The 18096-nt window shown below is 39.0% G+C and carries 21 protein-coding genes and 1 other RNA gene; 14 read left to right on the top strand and 8 right to left on the bottom strand.

Going from position 1 to position 18096, the window contains the following annotated elements; translation table 11 throughout:
• Nucleotides 1–32: 32 nt before the first annotated feature.
• Together C502_RS0106635 and C502_RS0106640 are read right to left on the bottom strand one after the other, a co-directional pair.
• Nucleotides 33–764, bottom strand: a complete 732-nt coding sequence (locus C502_RS0106635; RefSeq protein WP_018678047.1) for a histidine phosphatase family protein — start codon at nt 762–764, stop codon at nt 33–35.
• A 51-nt stretch (nt 765–815) separates the two neighbouring features.
• Entirely contained in the window at nt 816–1673 is an 858-nt protein-coding gene (locus C502_RS0106640) for a 3'(2'),5'-bisphosphate nucleotidase CysQ family protein (RefSeq protein ID WP_018678048.1), read from the bottom strand.
• Nucleotides 1674–1684: 11 nt separating this feature from the next.
• Here C502_RS0106640 and C502_RS0106645 point away from each other — a divergent pair, with 11 nt between their 5' ends.
• The 4 genes from C502_RS0106645 to C502_RS0106660 all read left to right on the top strand — a co-directional run bounded on the left by C502_RS0106645 (nt 1685) and on the right by C502_RS0106660 (nt 4530).
• Nucleotides 1685–2389 carry an HAD-IA family hydrolase gene (locus C502_RS0106645; RefSeq protein WP_018678049.1) on the top strand — a complete coding sequence of 235 codons (705 nt, stop codon included), beginning with the start codon at nt 1685–1687 and terminating at the stop codon, nt 2387–2389.
• Nucleotides 2373–2801, top strand: a complete 429-nt coding sequence (locus C502_RS0106650) for an RNA-binding S4 domain-containing protein (RefSeq protein ID WP_018678050.1) — start codon at nt 2373–2375, stop codon at nt 2799–2801. Before C502_RS0106645 ends, C502_RS0106650 begins: the two co-directional genes overlap by 17 nt.
• A gap of 160 nt (nt 2802–2961) precedes the next feature.
• Nucleotides 2962–4008, top strand: a complete 1047-nt coding sequence (gene recA / locus C502_RS0106655; protein WP_018678051.1) for a recombinase RecA — start codon at nt 2962–2964, stop codon at nt 4006–4008.
• A 42-nt stretch (nt 4009–4050) separates the two neighbouring features.
• On the top strand, nt 4051–4530 hold the full coding sequence (locus C502_RS0106660; protein WP_018678052.1) for a regulatory protein RecX: 480 nt from the start codon (nt 4051–4053) through the stop codon (nt 4528–4530).
• Between the two features lie 10 nt (nt 4531–4540).
• Here C502_RS0106660 and ffs read toward each other — a convergent pair.
• Nucleotides 4541–4637: signal recognition particle sRNA small type (gene ffs / locus C502_RS18790), an RNA gene on the bottom strand.
• Between the two features lie 317 nt (nt 4638–4954).
• On the opposite strand from ffs, the gene C502_RS0106665 reads away from it, so the two are divergent.
• On the top strand, nt 4955–5818 hold the full coding sequence (locus tag C502_RS0106665; RefSeq protein WP_018678053.1) for a YbgF trimerization domain-containing protein: 864 nt from the start codon (nt 4955–4957) through the stop codon (nt 5816–5818).
• Nucleotides 5819–5889: 71 nt separating this feature from the next.
• On the opposite strand, the gene C502_RS0106670 is transcribed toward C502_RS0106665, so the two are convergent.
• The 3 genes from C502_RS0106670 to C502_RS0106680 all read right to left on the bottom strand — a co-directional run bounded on the left by C502_RS0106670 (nt 5890) and on the right by C502_RS0106680 (nt 8796).
• Entirely contained in the window at nt 5890–7761 is a 1872-nt protein-coding gene (locus C502_RS0106670) for a SurA N-terminal domain-containing protein (RefSeq protein WP_018678054.1), read from the bottom strand.
• A gap of 139 nt (nt 7762–7900) precedes the next feature.
• Complete coding sequence (locus tag C502_RS0106675; protein ID WP_004661469.1) at nt 7901–8173, bottom strand: HU family DNA-binding protein; 273 nt, start codon at nt 8171–8173, stop codon at nt 7901–7903.
• Between the two features lie 167 nt (nt 8174–8340).
• On the bottom strand, nt 8341–8796 hold the full coding sequence (locus C502_RS0106680) for a phasin family protein (protein WP_018678055.1): 456 nt from the start codon (nt 8794–8796) through the stop codon (nt 8341–8343).
• A 209-nt stretch (nt 8797–9005) separates the two neighbouring features.
• Between C502_RS0106680 and C502_RS0106685 the strand changes: the two genes are divergently transcribed.
• From C502_RS0106685 to fdx, 8 genes are all read left to right on the top strand, one after another.
• Nucleotides 9006–9653: a hypothetical protein gene (locus tag C502_RS0106685; RefSeq protein WP_018678056.1), complete on the top strand. Its 648-nt coding sequence runs from the start codon at nt 9006–9008 to the stop codon at nt 9651–9653.
• Nucleotides 9654–9761: 108 nt separating this feature from the next.
• The gene (locus tag C502_RS0106690) at nt 9762–10235 is read left to right on the top strand and encodes an Rrf2 family transcriptional regulator (RefSeq protein ID WP_004878735.1); all 474 of its coding nucleotides are present in this window, start codon (nt 9762–9764) and stop codon (nt 10233–10235) included.
• A gap of 1 nt (nt 10236) precedes the next feature.
• Entirely contained in the window at nt 10237–11454 is a 1218-nt protein-coding gene (locus C502_RS0106695; protein WP_018678057.1) for an IscS subfamily cysteine desulfurase, read from the top strand.
• Between the two features lie 79 nt (nt 11455–11533).
• Nucleotides 11534–11923, top strand: a complete 390-nt coding sequence (gene iscU, locus C502_RS0106700; RefSeq protein ID WP_018678058.1) for a Fe-S cluster assembly scaffold IscU — start codon at nt 11534–11536, stop codon at nt 11921–11923.
• 25 nt (nt 11924–11948) lie between these two features.
• The gene (gene iscA, locus C502_RS0106705; RefSeq protein ID WP_018678059.1) at nt 11949–12269 is read left to right on the top strand and encodes an iron-sulfur cluster assembly protein IscA; all 321 of its coding nucleotides are present in this window, start codon (nt 11949–11951) and stop codon (nt 12267–12269) included.
• A gap of 81 nt (nt 12270–12350) precedes the next feature.
• Nucleotides 12351–12869: a Fe-S protein assembly co-chaperone HscB gene (hscB, locus tag C502_RS0106710; RefSeq protein ID WP_018678060.1), complete on the top strand. Its 519-nt coding sequence runs from the start codon at nt 12351–12353 to the stop codon at nt 12867–12869.
• A gap of 38 nt (nt 12870–12907) precedes the next feature.
• The gene (gene hscA / locus C502_RS0106715) at nt 12908–14767 is read left to right on the top strand and encodes a Fe-S protein assembly chaperone HscA (protein WP_018678061.1); all 1860 of its coding nucleotides are present in this window, start codon (nt 12908–12910) and stop codon (nt 14765–14767) included.
• A 17-nt stretch (nt 14768–14784) separates the two neighbouring features.
• Nucleotides 14785–15123, top strand: coding sequence for an ISC system 2Fe-2S type ferredoxin (gene fdx / locus C502_RS0106720; RefSeq protein WP_018678062.1), 339 nt, complete (start codon nt 14785–14787; stop codon nt 15121–15123).
• Between the two features lie 53 nt (nt 15124–15176).
• Here fdx and C502_RS0106725 read toward each other — a convergent pair whose 3' ends face one another.
• Nucleotides 15177–16061: an NAD(P)/FAD-dependent oxidoreductase gene (locus C502_RS0106725; protein WP_018678063.1), complete on the bottom strand. Its 885-nt coding sequence runs from the start codon at nt 16059–16061 to the stop codon at nt 15177–15179.
• A gap of 107 nt (nt 16062–16168) precedes the next feature.
• Between C502_RS0106725 and C502_RS0106730 the strand changes: the two genes are divergently transcribed.
• Entirely contained in the window at nt 16169–16603 is a 435-nt protein-coding gene (locus C502_RS0106730; RefSeq protein ID WP_018678064.1) for an Rrf2 family transcriptional regulator, read from the top strand.
• A 32-nt stretch (nt 16604–16635) separates the two neighbouring features.
• Here C502_RS0106730 and C502_RS0106735 read toward each other — a convergent pair whose 3' ends face one another.
• The gene (locus tag C502_RS0106735; RefSeq protein WP_023274545.1) at nt 16636–18072 is read right to left on the bottom strand and encodes an adenylate/guanylate cyclase domain-containing protein; all 1437 of its coding nucleotides are present in this window, start codon (nt 18070–18072) and stop codon (nt 16636–16638) included.
• Between the last annotated feature and the right edge of the window lie 24 nt (nt 18073–18096).

Consider the following 18096-nt stretch of genomic DNA (forward strand, 5'->3'; position numbering starts at 1 on the left):
ATTCAATCAAATCACACTGATCAAACAGAATATTATTTGTTTTGAAAATCCTTAATAACAAGCTCTTGTTTTTGACCACGCCAAATCCACTTTAACTTACTATTACTAAAATCTTCCCCTTCAAACCACACAAATAAACCTTCCATCATCTCAGGCCAATCCGACTTCTCTATTTGATTTTGACCTGAAATCACCGCCACAATCGCAGCAAGTATTGTGTCATGACTCACCGCCAAACTTAAACCTTGATGCTGAGTCGGGTGTGTGTGATAGAGTAATTCCAATACATCAAATACACCTGTTATAGGATGTTTCATCCCTGGCAAAGCATTATTCACAAAACTATTAATAAACCCTAATGCACCCTGCTGGCGAAAATAAGGTGCAGCCTGCTGAATATCTAATACAAAGCTTCCAGGCTCTACCAATAATCGCTGTTCAACAATTTCGATCGTATGCGTATTTATTGCCTCGTGAATCCCATCTGCACCCTGAATCATTAATGCAGCAGTATCTACACAACGCTGAATCGGGCTTGAAATACAATGCTGAATCGCTCGGTCGGTATTATTGATTAAATACTGCCCCCACGCATAAGCCAAATCTCGTCCTTGCTCCGTTAATTGCAAGTCATAACCAGCGAAACCCTGCCCATTCACCAACTCACGCAAAGAGTGACGAGTAAACAAAGTGACAGGTGTTGAAGCGTCTGGGAGTAAATCAATTGCTTCAAACATGCTTTTGGGCAATAAATGCAGGGCCATATTCACATACAAGCTTAAATTTAGCTCACTATACCATGCAGACGACAAGACTCAATCTAAAATGCCTGAATGCGCCAAGGCCTCATAAGCAATTTTTTTGCAATACTGATCTCTAAAAGCAATAAAACCACCATTCAATACCGTTTCACGCTGATTGTATTGAAATGATTTCCCATCTAAAGTCATCAAACCACCACCGATACTTTCTAACAATGCCTGCCCTGAACTAGTATCCCACTCTGAGGTTGGATGAAATCGTGGATAAATATCAATTTCACCTTCTAGCATCATACAAAATTTATAAGCACTGCCCGCCTCACGTCGTGCCACAGTCCGATGTTGCAAAATCGGCTCAATAAAATTTTTATACTTCGGATTTTTACTGTTATGACTCAAACCAATTTGAAGTGGTGTTGCCAAATCATGTTCTTCGACTTGATATTGAAACCACTCTTGACGGCTAAAACTATATTTATAAGGTAATTGTGACTGATAACCAATGTACATGACCTGCTCACATGGCACAGAAATAATTGCAAAGGTCGTCTCATTACCTTCGATCAAACTTAAATTAATCGTAAACTCATCACGCTCATGAATAAATTCTTTCGTTCCATCTAAAGGATCAAGCATCCAACAACACTGCCACGCTTGCCGAGCTGAATAATCACCCTCCTCAGACAACACAGGCAACTCAGGTGTAAATTCAGCCAAATGCTTTAACAAAAAGCGATTTACCTTTAAATCCGCTTGAGTCACAGGTGAATCATCACTTTTTTCCTGAATATTAAACTCACCACCTGCACAATAATTTTGATATTCTTCCAATAATATTTGAGTTGCCTGCGCCATAATTGGTACAAGTTTCGAAATAAAGGAATCTTGTGGGGCACACGTTTTAATAAACATAGATCAGCCTTATGTCATATTCAGATTTACAGCAGCAGCCTATCGCCATGTTTGACATGGATGGTACTTTACTTGATTTAGCCTTTGATGATTTCATTTGGAATCATTGTTTGCCTGAACGACATGCGCAAACACATCAATGCAGTTTAGAGCAAAGCCAACAGACACTATTCCAATTTTACAAACAACATAAGCATACACTATCTTGGTATTCTTCGGCGTATTGGACAGCTAAAGTTGGTGTTGATGTTTTACAATTACAACATGAGCATCGTGAAAAAATTTGTGCCCGTAGCGGTTGCTTTCAACTCCTAAAGCAGCTGAAAGCACAAGGCTATCGCTGTTGGTTACTGACCAATGCTGATCGTGCAGGCTTACAACTCAAGCTTGAAAATGTAGAACTCAGTTCCTACTTTGAACTCATGATCAGCAGTGAAGAATTAGGGCATGCCAAAGAAGAAGTCGCTTTTTGGCAAAAATTACAAGAAATGCATCCCTTCGACCCAGCACAAGCGATATTTATTGATGATACGGTTGCGGTGCTTCAGGGTGCAGAAGATTTTGGTATTACCCAACTCTTTAGCATTTTACAACCCTCTAGTGCCAAGCCAGCCAGAACACCGACAGAGCTGCCTTACCCTGCACTTGATCATCTCAATGATCTCTTAGATTATATTGAAAACAACATACAGGTCACCGATGCCAAAACAGCATGAACCAGACAGCATGGATGCCATGCGGATTGACAAATGGCTTTGGGTTGCACGTTTTTTTAAAACACGCTCGATTGCCAAAGCTGCAATTGAAGGTGGTAAAGTCCATCACAATAATGATCGTGTTAAAGTTTCTAGAGACGTCCGTATTGGTATGGAACTCACTATTCAGCAGGGTTTTGAGAAAAAAACTGTGGTTGTGAAAGCACTCTCTACGATACGTGGTGGTGCGCCCGCAGCCCAATTACTCTATGAAGAAACCACAGAAAGTATTGAACGCAGAGAGTTGCATGCATCACAGCGAAAATTGCATAATCTAGCCCGACCAGATCATCGACCAAGTAAAAAAGATCGTCGTGATATCAATCGTTTTAAACAGGAAAATGTACAGTCGTGGTCTTACCATGATGAATAAAATTTTCTCATTTTGGGTGCGTCATCTTGTGTCGTACAAACACAGATCAGATGTAGAATAAACAACTAGAATCTGCCACTATACCTAAGTCCCAACAAGTTGAGATTCAGTACATCCACTTGGGTTAGTCGTTAAGAAGATAAAGTTTTGAGGTTTTGAGATGGATGATAATAAAAGTAAAGCGCTACAAGCTGCGTTAGGTCAGATTGAAAAGCAATTTGGTAAAAATACAGTCATGCGTCTGGGTGACAACACGGTACTAGCCGTTGAAGCTGTCTCTACAGGTTCTTTAACGCTTGATATCGCATTAGGAATTGGTGGATTACCTAAAGGTCGTATCGTCGAAATTTACGGCCCTGAATCATCAGGTAAAACCACTATGACATTACAAGCAATTGCACAATGTCAGAAAAATGGGGGTACATGTGCCTTTATTGATGCCGAGCATGCATTAGACCCAGAATACGCACGTAAGTTGGGTGTAGATATTGATAACCTACTGGTTTCTCAGCCCGACCACGGCGAACAAGCACTCGAAATCGCAGATATGCTGGTTCGCTCAGGCGCAATTGATCTGATCGTTGTCGACTCTGTTGCTGCACTCACCCCTAAAGCCGAGATTGAAGGTGAAATGGGTGACTCACACATGGGCTTACAGGCACGTTTAATGAGCCAAGCATTACGTAAAATTACTGGTAATGCAAAACGCTCAAACTGCATGGTGATCTTCATTAACCAAATCCGTATGAAGATTGGTGTAATGTTTGGTAGCCCAGAAACTACGACAGGTGGTAATGCTCTTAAATTCTATGCATCTGTTCGCTTAGATATTCGCCGCATTGGTGCAGTGAAAGAAGGCGATGAGATTACAGGTAACGAAACTCGCGTCAAAGTGGTGAAAAATAAAATGGCACCACCTTTCAAAGAAGCTGTGTTCCAAATCATGTACGGCAAAGGTACAAACCAATTAGGTGAGTTGGTTGATTTAGCAGTTCAACAAGAGATCGTGCAAAAAGCGGGTGCTTGGTATTCATATCAAGGCAATAAAATTGGGCAAGGTAAAAACAATGTGATTCGTCATTTTGAAGAGAATCCTGTAATGGCTCAAGAAATTGAAAAAGTCATTCGCGAGCAACTCCTCACCAAAAATAAGAATGAAGCTGCACAAACTGAAGATGAAAAAGAACCAGATTTTTTAGAAAGCTAAACTGAAACGCCCTTCGGGGCGTTTTTCTTTCATGAGGATATTATGTTTCATTCTGAAAAAATAGAAAAACCAAAAACACTGACAGGCTCCAGATTACGTTCATATGCCTTCGCCCTACTCACACGTCGTGATTATTCTCAAGCCGAATTGATTGCAAAGTTAAATCTATACGCGATCAATCCCGATGAAGTTTCTCATCTTGTTGAAGAATTAGCACAACAAAATTATCAAAGCGATCAACGTGTAGCTGAGCTAACCTTAGCAAGCCAAATCAGAAAAGGAAAAGGTTTACAGCGTATTAAACAAGTACTGAAAGCAAAACAATTAGATGCCGAACTTATTACAGAAGAACTTCAAGACGTCGATTGGCTTGAACAAGCATATCAACTCAAAGTCAAAAAATTTGGAGAAGAAGTCACACATGATCCAAAAATTAAAGCAAGACAAATTCGATTTTTACAATATCGAGGCTTTGATATGGATGTGATCATGAAAACAATTGCTCGAACGAGCGAAGAATGAATGGTGGCAGCCCCACTAGCATGACCTCGGCACATCATAGTTCTACTACCGTTGCTACCTTCCGGTCCTGGCGGGGTTCGTAGAGTACAATTGCGAAGCTACCAGCAGGGCTACCATTGCCCGACCAAGTATAGAGATTTTTATTGTTGTTGCAAGACTTGTCTCTGTTTTTAATTAGTTTTTTGATTCAATTGATTAATTCAGCAGCAAAAAATATCATTTTCGACTTTTAAAACCTAAATTTGTACAAACCATGCACAATAAAAATAAATTCTATTTAAAAATGCTTGAAGATTGTAAATGCTTATTGCATTTAAATGAGTTACTGCTTTAATGACTAAATCAAAAACATAGATCTAGTGTGCTACAAGTAAAAATGAGGACTTGTTCGCTCACGGTTTTTCAACTTTATGGATGAATTTTTATGCTAAAAAAGTATTCTGTACTTTTTACTGCCCTACTCACTAGCGCACATTTATATGCAAATGTTCCAATTGAATCCCGTGCATTAAGTCAACCGATTGTAGACACAACCAACCTCTCCACTGCTGGCTCAAACTTAAATTGGGATCTTATTCAAAAAAACCAAAAACTCGAAGAAGAAGTACGCAAATTACGTGGTCAACTCGAGGAACATGATAATTCGATTGAACAATTGAAAAAAGAACTAGCAAATCGGTATACCGACTTAGATCAACGCTTAGAATTGCTTTCTCAGAAAATTGATCCACCAGAAGAAAACACAGAAACAGAGAATACAACGACAACTGAAGCACCCAAAGCAGAAACAACAACACCTTCAACAACACTCCCTGCAACACCCTCTACCGCACCAGCTAAACAAGATTCAACAACCCAAGCACCAGTTGTACAACCAAAACCAAACAATGCCACAACGAGCAATACCAATAGCCAAATCGAGCTAGAAAAAGCAGCGTATACCGTTGCACTTGATGCTTACAAACAAGGTGGTGCTAAAAAAGCCATCCAACCGATGCAAAATTTTATTAAAAATCACCCGAATGGGATTTATGTTGGAAATGCTTATTTTTGGTTAGCTGAATTTTACTTAGCGGCCGAACCTGTCGACTATAAGGCCGCTAAACAAAATTATAATATTGTCGTTACACGCTACCCTAGCTCAGCCAAGGCATCTCGTGCGATGTATCAACTGTATAGCATCTCTAAGGAAGTCGATAAAAATACAGCACTGACCAATCAATATAAAGCCAAATTACTTAATCAATATCCACAATCTGAAGAAGCAAAATTCATTCAGAAAAAATAATCGAATGTATAAACCTATAAAAAAGCCAGTTCATAAGAACTGGCTTTTTTATGTTCAAGCTTAGACCAAACTTATTTGATCTTTGCCTGTGATTTTAAATAATCAGTATAGTCTTCTAGGAGTTGTTGACCACGGAATTGTTGATACAACTTTGTTAACTCCGCCATTTGATCTGCTAGTAATTCATTTGCAGCACTGGTGTTCACATTAGAAACCGCTACAATAACCAACTCATTTGGTAGTTTTGCTGTCGTAGCTGACCACATGCCCTCTTTCGTTGGCGCAGGAATACTAAACGCAGCACGTTCAATCGCACGTCTTAAACCTTGCGAACGAGCAAATGTGCCTGCATCTTCAAAAGTAACTTGTGATTTTGCAACAACTTGTGCAGCTGGCTGTGTTTTAAAATCAGCTAAAATTTTTGCAATTTTTGCTTGAGCTGCTTTATAAGCCTTTGCTTCGATAACTTTAATTTTTACTTCAGCAGTCGCTTGATCTAAAGGTTTAACCCCTGCTGCATGGTAATTACGAACTTTAATCCAAACCGTATCACCACTTGCTAATTGGATATTAGAGGATGCGTTACGATCACCATTTTTCACATCATCATTAAACAATTTCGCTTTAACACTCAAATCACCTAAATAAGGGTTCTGAGTTGTTAAGGTCACACCATTAACAGATTCAACACGAGCACCCTTTACTTCTTGAGCAACTGCATCTAAGGAATCATTTCCTACAACCATTTCATTTAGACTATTTACCGTGTCACTAAATAAATTAGCCAACTTTGTTTTTTGAACTTCTGCTGTTAAACGCGATTTTTCAGCATCAAATGATGGAACACTCGCAACGGGTGCAGTTGTCTCAATAATATGATAACCATATTGAGTTTTTACAGGTTTAGAAATTTGACCACTTTTCAATGCTTTCACTGCATTATCAAAATCTGCTGAAAAAATACCAGGTGCATAAGCATCAACCAAACCACCTTGTGCTTTTGAGCCTGGATCTTCAGAAAATTGAATAGCAGCCTGAGCAAATGTCATGCCCGCCTGAATCTTCGCATACACATCATCCGCAAGTTTCTTCGCAGCTGCTGCATCACGCGAATCAGTGGTAATCAAAATATGCTTAACTTCTGGTTTTGCATCTTTCTGCTGCTTTTCAGCAAATGCTTTATAAGCTAGCTGTAAATCAGCCTCAGTAATGCTTAAATTGGTTTGAGGTAATAACGCTGGACTTAGAACCACATAATCAACATCAACACTCGCAACTTGCTTAAATTCATTTTTATGCTTGCTGTAGTAGTCTGCAATCTCTTGAGTTGATGCTGTTAGACCTTTTTTATAATCATCTAACTTAATACTTGCTAAATGCAAGGTCCGTTGTTCAGTTTGCAAATTTGCAAGTTGATGTAAATCAGACTGACTTACCAATGCGTAATCCAACAAGGTCGATGAAATCATTTTCAAAGCATGGTCTTGACGTAAGCTCGCAATTAAAGCCTGATTAGTCATTCCTTGTGAGCGCAAGTAGTTTTCATATAACTTTTGAGAAAACTTACCATTTTCCTGAAAGCTTGGTTGTTGCGCCAACATTTGCTCAATTTGAGTATCACTTAAAGAAATACCTAATTTTTTAGCCTGTTGTTGCAAAAGAGAGCGTGCAATTAGTGCATCTAATGCTTTTTGCTGAATCACAGGCTGATTTAAAAGGGACTCATCACCTTTCACCAAAGATAAATATTGATCTTTATAATTTTTGGTTGCACTTTCTAATTCTTTATTAGAAATATCTTGCCCGTTAACTGATTTCGCAACGTCTGCTTTATTGCTACCACTAAAATATCCTTCAATACCGACAAGCGCTAAAGGAGTCAAAAACAAAACGAGCAGGACTTTACCCAACCAACCCTTAATGAGGGTACGAAAAGATTCCATGAGAATTCCAATATTTTATTTCGGGGCAATTTTAACTGAAAAACCAAAGCGAATGAATGCAGAATAAAGATCAAATTAGCTATTTCATTCAATAAATAAAAAACGCACCCAAAATGGTGCGTTTTTTGATTTAAAAAGATTACGCAACTGAATCTTTTAAACCCTTACCTGGTTTAAAACTAGGTACTTTGCTTGCTTTAATTTGGAGCTCTTCACCTGTTTTAGGATTACGACCAGTACGTGCAGCACGTTCTTTAACGCTAAATGTACCAAAACCAACTAAAGTAACCGTATCACCGCTTTTAAGTGCTTCAGTGATTGACGCAATTGTTGCATCGAGTGCCTTACCAGCATCCGACTTAGATACTCCCCCTTTTTCAGCAATCGCATCAATTAATTCTGATTTATTCATGATAAAAAATATCCTCTTAATATCGTTTGTTAAGATCCAAGGCTATAGTTTAAAAGGCCATGCCGCCTTTATAGCAATGCTTTAGGGGAGAACGCAATACTAGAAAGGCTTTTTAGTAAAAATAAATACTGAAATACGACATAAACGGACGAGTGCCTATAATTTTTTTACTTTTTATTCAATTTCGTCTTTAACTGGTTATTTTCTTCAATTAAAGCATCTACTTTGATGTGTAATTGAACCAAAAGTTGTTCAATATGCTGGAGGTCTTTCGGCGTAACCAAACCAATGCGATTTAAAGAATGATTCACACCACTATCTAAAATTTTTTCAACTTTATCTTTAGTATCAGTAACAGATTCTTTTGCTTTCTCTGTAACTTTAACTACAGTATTGTCAGCAAAGTCTACTGTCTTAGATTCTAGTTCTTCCCCCACTTTGACTAAAGAGTCAAATAATTTATTTCCTTCTTCTTCAGCACGAGAAAAAGCCCCTAAACCAGCCAGCCAAATCTGTTGTGTATACTTTTTGAAATCAAGTGCAGATTTCTTCGAACTCTTTGATTTTAATTTATTTTTTACCTCACATTCCTCACTAGGATTTTCTATATTTGAGTTATCCATTGATCATTGCTCCCAAGCACTTTACAAACAGTATGTCGTATTTAACCATAAAAATGTTTTTATAATATCAAAGTTAGGACTTGATCGTTTTAAAAAACTGTTCTACAAAGCAATAAAGTCATGTAAATTATTTTTAACAATTGAGTATGGATGCTCAAATTTACAAACTTTATGAGTTTATAGTGTGATTAGTAAGGATAAACAGAGCTATGAGTGATACGCAACAAAGACATAAACACCCACATTTGTTGCTAAACATTGTCATTATTGTTTTAGAAACTTTTTTCTCATTCATTCTTACGCATGATGCAACTTTGCGCTTGCAAGCAAAAAAATTGATCGACCAAAAAGTTACCATTCGCATTAACAGTTATATTCCTTTTTTTGACTTTTATGTTCAATTTACTAAAAAAGGGATTTTGTTTGATATGAAGGCTCTAGATCGTAAAGTCGATTTGGAAATAAACAGCACACTCATTGATCTCATCAAAATTTTCGTATTTAACAATCAACGTAGCATCTACAATATGCGTATTTTAGGTGATGCAACCCTGCAAGAGGAATTAATGGACTTAATCCCTCATCTCACACTCACCAATATACTTGCCAATTGGAAACAATGGTTTAATGCTTTTGATAGCGATGCTGAAGCAATTGCTTCACAGCAACGAATTGCACCTTTACTTGATAAAATTGATCAGCAACGTTCTGAAATTAATACGTTATTGGTTGAAGTCAAACAATATCAGAACCGCATTCATCGCCTGCAAAAACGCCAACGTTGGATTAACATCAGTTTTGTTGTATTCAGCTTTATTTTTATAGGATTTTTTGTTTATAATATGTGGATACAATAATTCCGATATATTTCACGTTTCGACCCCATAATGCCAATTAAAAAACTTGACTATTTTAGTCGGAATTCATAAAATTTAGACATCTAGTCTAACCATGTGTACCGAATCATGCGTCTTACAACTCGCGGTCGTTACGCAGTGACTGCTCTACTTGATTTAGCTTTGCAGCCAACTGAACAAACGATCACGCTTGCGGAAATAGCAGCACGCCAGTCCATCTCAGTCGCCTATTTAGAACAGTTATTCGCAAAACTTAAGCGACATGGGTTAGTTTCAAGTGTTCGTGGTGCAAATGGTGGATATCATCTTGCACGTAATGCAACTGAAATTACTGTGCTAGAAATTATCGAAGCTGTAAATGAAACTGTTGATGCAACACGTTGTGACCATAAAGGCAACTGCCAAAATGGTGCGATGTGCTTAACGCATGACTTATGGCAAGAACTCTCCCACCATATTGCCGATTATCTCGCAAAAATCTCTCTTGCAGACTTGATTGCTCGTGACAATGTTCAAACTGTTGCACTCCGTCAAAACTCAGTAAGTTTAGATTCAGCTCTTCTATCGGTTACAGGTATTTGACATGAAACGTCCGATTTATCTTGATTACGCAGCAACCACCCCTGTACTGCCTGAAGTTGCAGAACGCATGATGGAATGTTTAACGTTCGAAGGAACTTTTGGTAATCCTGCGTCACGTTCACATGCTTATGGTTGGCAAGCCGAAGAAAAAGCTGAATATGCACGTGAGCAAGTTGCAAACTTAGTTAAAGCAGATCCACGTGAGATCGTTTGGACTTCTGGTGCAACTGAATCTGACAACTTAGCACTTAAAGGTATTGCTCAGTTCTACGGTTCAAGAGGCAAACACATCATTACCAGTAAAATCGAACACAAAGCAGTGTTAGATACTTGTCGTGAACTTGAAGAACAAGGTTTTGAGATTACTTATTTAGAACCAGAACCACGTACAGGTTTAATTACACCTAAAATGGTTCAAGCTGCTTTACGTCCAGATACAATCCTTGTTTCACTCATGATGGTGAACAACGAAATTGGTACAGTCACTGACGTGGCAGCAATTGGTGAATTAACACGTGCAAATAAAACATTCTTGCATGTTGATGCTGCTCAAGCCGCAGGTAAAGTTGAAATTGATCTTTCAACCATGAAAGTTGATTTGATGAGTTTCTCTGGTCACAAAATTTATGGCCCTAAAGGCATCGGTGCACTTTTCGTTCGTCGTAGCCCACGTGTTCGCTTAAAAGCACAAATGCATGGTGGTGGTCATGAGCGCGGTATGCGTTCTGGCACTTTAGCAACTCATCAAATTGTAGGTATGGGTGAAGCTTTTGAAATTGCTGGTAAAACCATGCAAGCAGAACAAGAGCGTCTTCGCCACCTACGTGACAAACTTTGGAATGGCTTCCAAGACCTTGAGCAAGTGTTCTTGAATGGCCACCCAACTGAAAACGTTGCAAACTATCTTAATGTCAGCTTTAACTTCGTTGAAGGTGAGTCATTGATGATGGCGTTAAAAGATCTTGCAGTATCAAGTGGTTCAGCATGTACATCTGCAACTTTAGAGCCTTCATATGTATTACGTGCTTTAGGTTTATCTGATGAGTTGGCACACAGCTCTATCCGTTTCAGTTTTGGTAAATACACGACTGAAGCAGATATTGACCACGTGTTAACGATTACCAAAGCTGCTGTTGAGAAATTACGTGAGCTTTCTCCGCTTTGGGATATGTATAAAGAAGGTATCGACCTTTCAACAGTTGAATGGGCTGAACACTAATTCATTGAATGCTCAATTGAAAAACGTGTTTTAACCCTCATATTAATATTAGGCTGACCCCGAGTTTTGGAGAAGCGACATGGCTTATAGTGAAAAAGTAATCGATCATTACGAAAACCCTCGTAATGTTGGTATTTTAGACAAAAATGCAGAAAACGTAGGTACAGGTATGGTCGGTGCACCAGCTTGTGGCGACGTAATGCGTTTACAGATCCAAGTTGACGACAATGGCGTAATTGAAGAAGCTCGCTTCAAAACTTACGGTTGTGGTTCTGCAATTGCATCAAGTTCGCTTGTCACCGAATGGTTAAAAGGCAAGACACTTGATGAAGCTCAATCAATCAAAAACATTGATATTGCAACCGAGCTTGCACTTCCACCAGTAAAAGTACACTGTTCTGTATTGGCTGAAGATGCAATTAAAGCTGCGATTGAAGACTATCGTGGTAAAAAAGCGAAAGCTGTGTGATTACTGAAAAATTATTGGAGTTTTCATGATCCATTTAACTGAAAATGCTGCGACTCACATCAGCAATTACCTGCAAAATCGAGGTAAGGGTGAAGGCATTCGTATTGGTGTGAAAACTTCGGGTTGTTCTGGATTGGCTTATGTACTTGAGTTTGTTGATGATATCGACACGCATGACCAAGTATTTGAACAACTCGGCGTTAAAGTCTTCGTTGACCCTAAAAGCTTAGTTTATCTCGCTGGTTTAGAGATGGATTATGTTAAAAATGGTCTCAATGAAGGCTTTGAGTTTAACAATCCAAATCAAAAAGGTGAATGTGGTTGCGGTGAATCATTTACCGTTTAACGACAACCACCCTTTTTTCTTGTCAAAACAGTGTGTTCCGCACTGTTTTCACATATTTATCAATAGCGGAATTCATCTCCCATGAATCATTTTGAGTTGTTCCAACTACCCGAAGCACTCGATATAGATTTAGCGACTTTAAAAAAACAGTTTTTAAGTTTGCAACAGCAATATCACCCAGATAAAGCCAGTGACAAAGATCAAGCTTTGATCAAGTCAAGCGAAATCAATCAAGCTTATAAAGTATTATCACAAGTTGATAGTCGTGCTGCTTACCTGCTTGCCCTCAAAAAACAAGACCATCATCTTGATCAATCGATTAGTGATTTTGAGTTCTTGCAATCTGCACTCGAAATGCGTGAACAACTTGACGAAGCTACTTCGACAGAACAGCTTCACACATTAAAAGTTGAAATTCAGCAATGGATTGATAGCTTAGTCCGCGAATTCAAAATCGATTACGCAGATGAAGACTGGGCTGAAGCACGTGATACCGTTCGTAAGCTACGCTTTTTCCAACGTGTCATGAATGATATTGATAAAGCTGAAGATCGTATGTTGGATGAAGAAGATAGCTTCGACCTAGACGATGATTTTTAATCCGCTGTTACCAATTATTTTCAAGGGATATCTCACGCATGACACTTTTGCAAATTGCTGAACCTGGTCAATCTACTGCTCCACATCAGCACCGTATTGCGATTGGCATTGACTTAGGGACAACCCACTCTTTAGTGGCGACAGTGCTATCGGGAAAACCGAAAGTTCTACAAGATGACAAAGATCGTGTTTTACTTCCGTCTATTGTTCATTACACCAAAGATTTAACGACGTTTGGTTATGAAGCCAAACCCTTTATGCTGACTGACCCTAAAAATACTGTCGTTTCAGTGAAACGCTTTATGGGTCGCTCACAAGCAGATATCAAGTTTCAACACCCCTACACACTTGTTGGCGCAGAAAATGAAATGCCAGCATTTGAAACTGCTGCTGGTCGTAAAACACCTGTTGAAATTTCGGCTGAAATCTTAAAACAATTGAAAGATCGTGCAGAAGCTAGTCTAAATAACCCTGTAAATGGTGCAGTGATTACTGTTCCTGCTTATTTTGATGAAGCACAGCGTCAAGCGACACGTGATGCAGCGCAACTTGCAGGCTTAAATGTTCTACGTCTATTAAATGAACCAACTGCCGCAGCCGTTGCTTATGGACTAGATCAAGAAACCAACCTCAGCACAGATCGTAACTATGTGATTTATGACCTAGGTGGTGGGACGTTTGACGTATCAATCTTACGTTTTTCACAAGGCGTATTTGAAGTTCTCGCAACAGGTGGACATACTGCGCTTGGTGGTGATGACCTTGATCGTTTAATCGTGAAATGGGCGAAAAAACAGCTCAATATCGACACTTTAAGCGATGAAGAATATGCCGTATTTGTTGTCGCTGCACGTCAAGCCAAAGAATATTTAACTGACCATGACACTGCTGAATTAAAGTTATTGGATGATCGTCTCACTTTAGACCGTCCAACATTTGAATCAATTATTCAAGTTGCACTCGATAAAACCATGAGTGTCTGCAAGCGTGTATTACGTGATGCCAAACTTAACCTCGATGAAATTGAACATGTCGTTCTAGTCGGTGGTTCGACTCGCTCTTATGCAGTTAAAAAAGCAGTGCGCGAATTATTTGAACGTGAACCACTCTGTACGATCAATCCAGACGAAGTGGTTGCAATTGGTGCATCAATTACTGCGAATCAGTTAATCGGCAATAGCCAAGATGGTTCTTTACTGCTTGATGTTACCCCACTGTCTCTTGGTCTAGAAACCATGGGTGGCTTAGTTGAACGCTTGATTTCACGCAATACTGCAATTCCAGTCGCACGTCGCCAAGAATTTACCACATATCAAGATGGTCAAACTGCCATGTTGATTCATGTGGTACAAGGTGAGCGTGATTTGGTTGAGCATTGTCGCTCATTGGGTCGCTTTGTATTACATGGCATCCCTCCAATGACTGCAGGTCAAGCACGTATTGAAGTCACCTTTCAAGTCGATGCAGATGGCCTACTCACCGTAGCAGCAAAAGAAACGACTTCGGGTGTACAAGCACAGATTGATATCAAACCATCATATGGTTTATCGGCAGCGGATACTGAGCGTTTACTTGTTGATGGTTTCAAATATGCTGAGGAAGATAAACAACTTCGCCATTTGCAAGAGACCAAAGTTGAAGCACAACGTGAGTTAGAAGCATTAGAGCAAGCGTTAAAAGCAGATACTGACTTACTTTCTCAGCAACAGGCACGTGACTTGATTCTTGCTGCTGAAGCGTTAAAAGCTCGCCTTAAAACCGATGAGCTTGAAGCGATTGAAAATGCTGTTCAACAACTTAAAATTCACAGCGATGCCTTTGCGGCACTTCGTATGAATCGACATATTGACCATGCCTTAAAAGGTACGAAACTTGAAGATTGGTCAAACTCAAACTAAAGGTATAGGTGATCAATATGCCACGTATTAAAGTTCTTCCTCATGCACAAATTTGCCCAGAAGGTGCAGAATTTGAAGTCGAACAAAATGCCAATTTATGCCAAAGTTTATTAAAACAAGGTATTAAAATTGAACATGCTTGCGATATGTCAGCGGCATGTACGACCTGCCATGTGGTTGTGCGTAAAGGTTTTGACAGCCTTGAAGAAATGAATGATGTAGAAGCAGACTTGCTTGACCGCGCATGGGGGTTAGAGCCTGACTCTCGCCTGTCTTGCCAAGTTGCAATTATTGATGAAGATTTAGAAATCGAAATTCCTAAATACACCATCAACCATGCTTCGGAAAACCACTAAGTCACATGATTTTCCGAGACAAAAAAAGCTAGAGTTTCACTCTAGCTTTTTTATTATGTGTTAAAAATTAAAGAGCGATGTGCGGCAACGCCTGCCATCATACCATCACCAACTGCGAGTGGCACTGAACCACCTAAACGCGCAACATCACCACAAGCAAAGACACCTGTCACCGATGTTTCCTTCATTGCATTAGTTTTTATTGCTTGCCCCATTGAATTTTTTTCAATTTCACAACCGAGCTTGAAAATCCAATCCTGAGCCAGTATACATTTGCTAGTGACAAAAATACCATCCAACTGAATAACAGAACCATCTGCGAGTAACACATTACTGTGTCCAATAATTTCCTGAATTAATCGTTTTTCTACACGAACACCTCGAGTGGCTAATTGATCAAGTAACTCCTCTTCCACTGGATAATCATTCAAGAACAGCGTGGTATCACCCCAATCAGGTAACATCATTGCCATATGCGCCGCGTGCTCAGAACTGGCAATAATCCCGATCTTGCCTTGATTCAGCTCATAACCATGACAATAAGGACAATGAAAAATGCTTTTGCCCCAACGCTCAGCTAAACCCAAAATTTCAGGAAGCTGATCAGTGATTCCAGCAGCAATGATCAATCGTTTTGCTGTGATAGACCGAGTTGCATCAATACAGATTGCAAAGCCACCCTCAACTTTTTCTACACGCTTCACCCGACCATTCTCCCAATCGACAGTCTGGTAAGCTAAAAGCTGCTGCTTGGCAATCTCTACAATTTCACTGGCTTTACTGCCATCCTGTGTTAAAAATCCATGTGAATGCACTGCAAAGCGATTCCGTCTTTGCCCAGCATCAATCACCGCCACTTTTCTACGCGCTCTTGCCAAGGGCATCGCTGCTGACAGACCAGCATAACTTCCACCAATAATGGCAACATCGTACTGCATAATTTTAATCCAAAATGTAACTTTAAAAGTTACATTAATACTTTTTATTTTAATTTGCAACTTTTGATGTTACATTTAATTTAATTCCTTTTTTGTTTGTGGATTCAATGCGTACAGACAGTAAACTATCTCGAATGCTTCATGTACTACTTCACATGGCAAGACAAAATAAGACTTTTACCTCTGATGAAATCGCACAGATGCTTTCCACTAATCCAGTCGTGGTCAGACGAACCATGTCAGGTCTAAAAAAGGCAGGTTTTGTACACTCAGAGAAAGGCGCAGGTGGCGGTTGGCAGTTAACAGGAGATTTAGAAAAAATTACGTTGTGGGATATTTATCAAGCTGTGGGTGAACCGACTATTTTCGCTATTGGCAATGAAAGAGAAAATCCAGAATGTTTGGTGGAGCGTGTAGTGAATGCAGCTTTAGATCATGCAATACAAGACGCGCAAAAGATTCTGACACAACAGCTTAAGACAACAACACTGGCCTCTTTAGCACTTGAATTTGATCATTTATATGAGATTCATGCACATTAACGATCAACGTACAGAATATATGCTTGCTTTGATTATCTGACTTCATCATCCAAAGTCAGTTTTGGGATACCCTGTGCATTGGTAATTTTTTGCTGGGTCTTGATCCGCTGAACCATATTTTCCAAGATTTCTACCAATTCTGGATACTCATAGTTCTGCACTTCTTCCAGATTTAAGACCAAATGGAAGCCCTTATAATCGAAATCAAACCATTTTTGCGTATCTGATTTCTTACCTGTAAATTTCTCCATCACCTGCCAAGTTTTAACTGGACCTTGAATACCTTTTAAATAAATTGGCACTTTAGGTACACATAAAAACTCATTCTTAATCAGTTGATGTGTGTCATCAGCAATCAAAATTTCATCAACTTCAGCTGCAGATTGCAAACGAGCAGCTAGGTTTACATCACGTCCTACAATCGTATATGCCATACGATGTGAAGCCCCATAGTTTCCTACGTGACAATAACCTGTACTAATCCCCATGCGTATATGTAACGCTGGATAGCCCATTTTTTTCCAACGCTCACGTAACAATTTCATTTGTTGACGCATTGCAATTGCCATTTCCATGCAAGACTTTGCATCTTGTTCAACACCTTGAGAATTAGGATCACCAAAGAAAATAAGGATTGCATCCCCCATAAACTTATCAACAGTCGCTTCATACTGCTTGGCAATTTCAGTCATATGACTCAAATAATCATTCAGTAAAAAAGCTAAATCATCAGGAATGAGGCTTTCAGAAAGTTCGGTAAAACCTTGAATATCAGAGAAAAAGATGGTTAATTTTTTGCGTTTATATTCAATCTTCGCTTCAGCTTCACCTCGCATAATCGATTGCCATAACTGTAATGGTGCATAACGACTGAGCTGATTTGCAAAGGCAATATAACGTGTCATTTGATTGTGATAGTGCTGACGTTGTTGTCCTAAAATATTGATTCTACGATGTTGATAGTAATTACCAATTACAATAAACATCATTAAACCAAATAGGCTAACAACTGTTAGTTCTGGATTGGTCGGTTCAAAATATTCCTCTGCACCAAAGATAAAAAAAGTACAGAAGTAAAAAGAAAGAATACCTATTAACCCAATTAAACATGATGCAGGTAAAGTAATTTTATTATTTAAACCGACATACAGCAAAGCAAATAAAATGGTAAATGTAGGAACTAAACTTAAATGTAAACCCGCCAAAACAATCGCAACAATAATGGCTTCACATCCAAAAAGTACATTTTTTTCAGTATTCTTATCAAATTTGTACTGCAGCCATTTTTCTAGTTTTGGGCAAATAAGAAAATGAAACAACAAGAAAGGGAGGATATAAAGTTGATAGTTAGCACTGGAAGCGGTAAATGTATAAATTACCAAAATAAGTGACAATATCGAATATCCCATCAACCGATGAAAATAAGCGAACTGTCTAGGCTCTTTATCTATTAACCTGTCTAGTGGCACCCTATCCTCCCTCCTTGTTATAGA

This window comes from Acinetobacter tjernbergiae DSM 14971 = CIP 107465 (genome assembly GCF_000374425.1).
Lineage (GTDB): Bacteria > Pseudomonadota > Gammaproteobacteria > Pseudomonadales > Moraxellaceae > Acinetobacter > Acinetobacter tjernbergiae.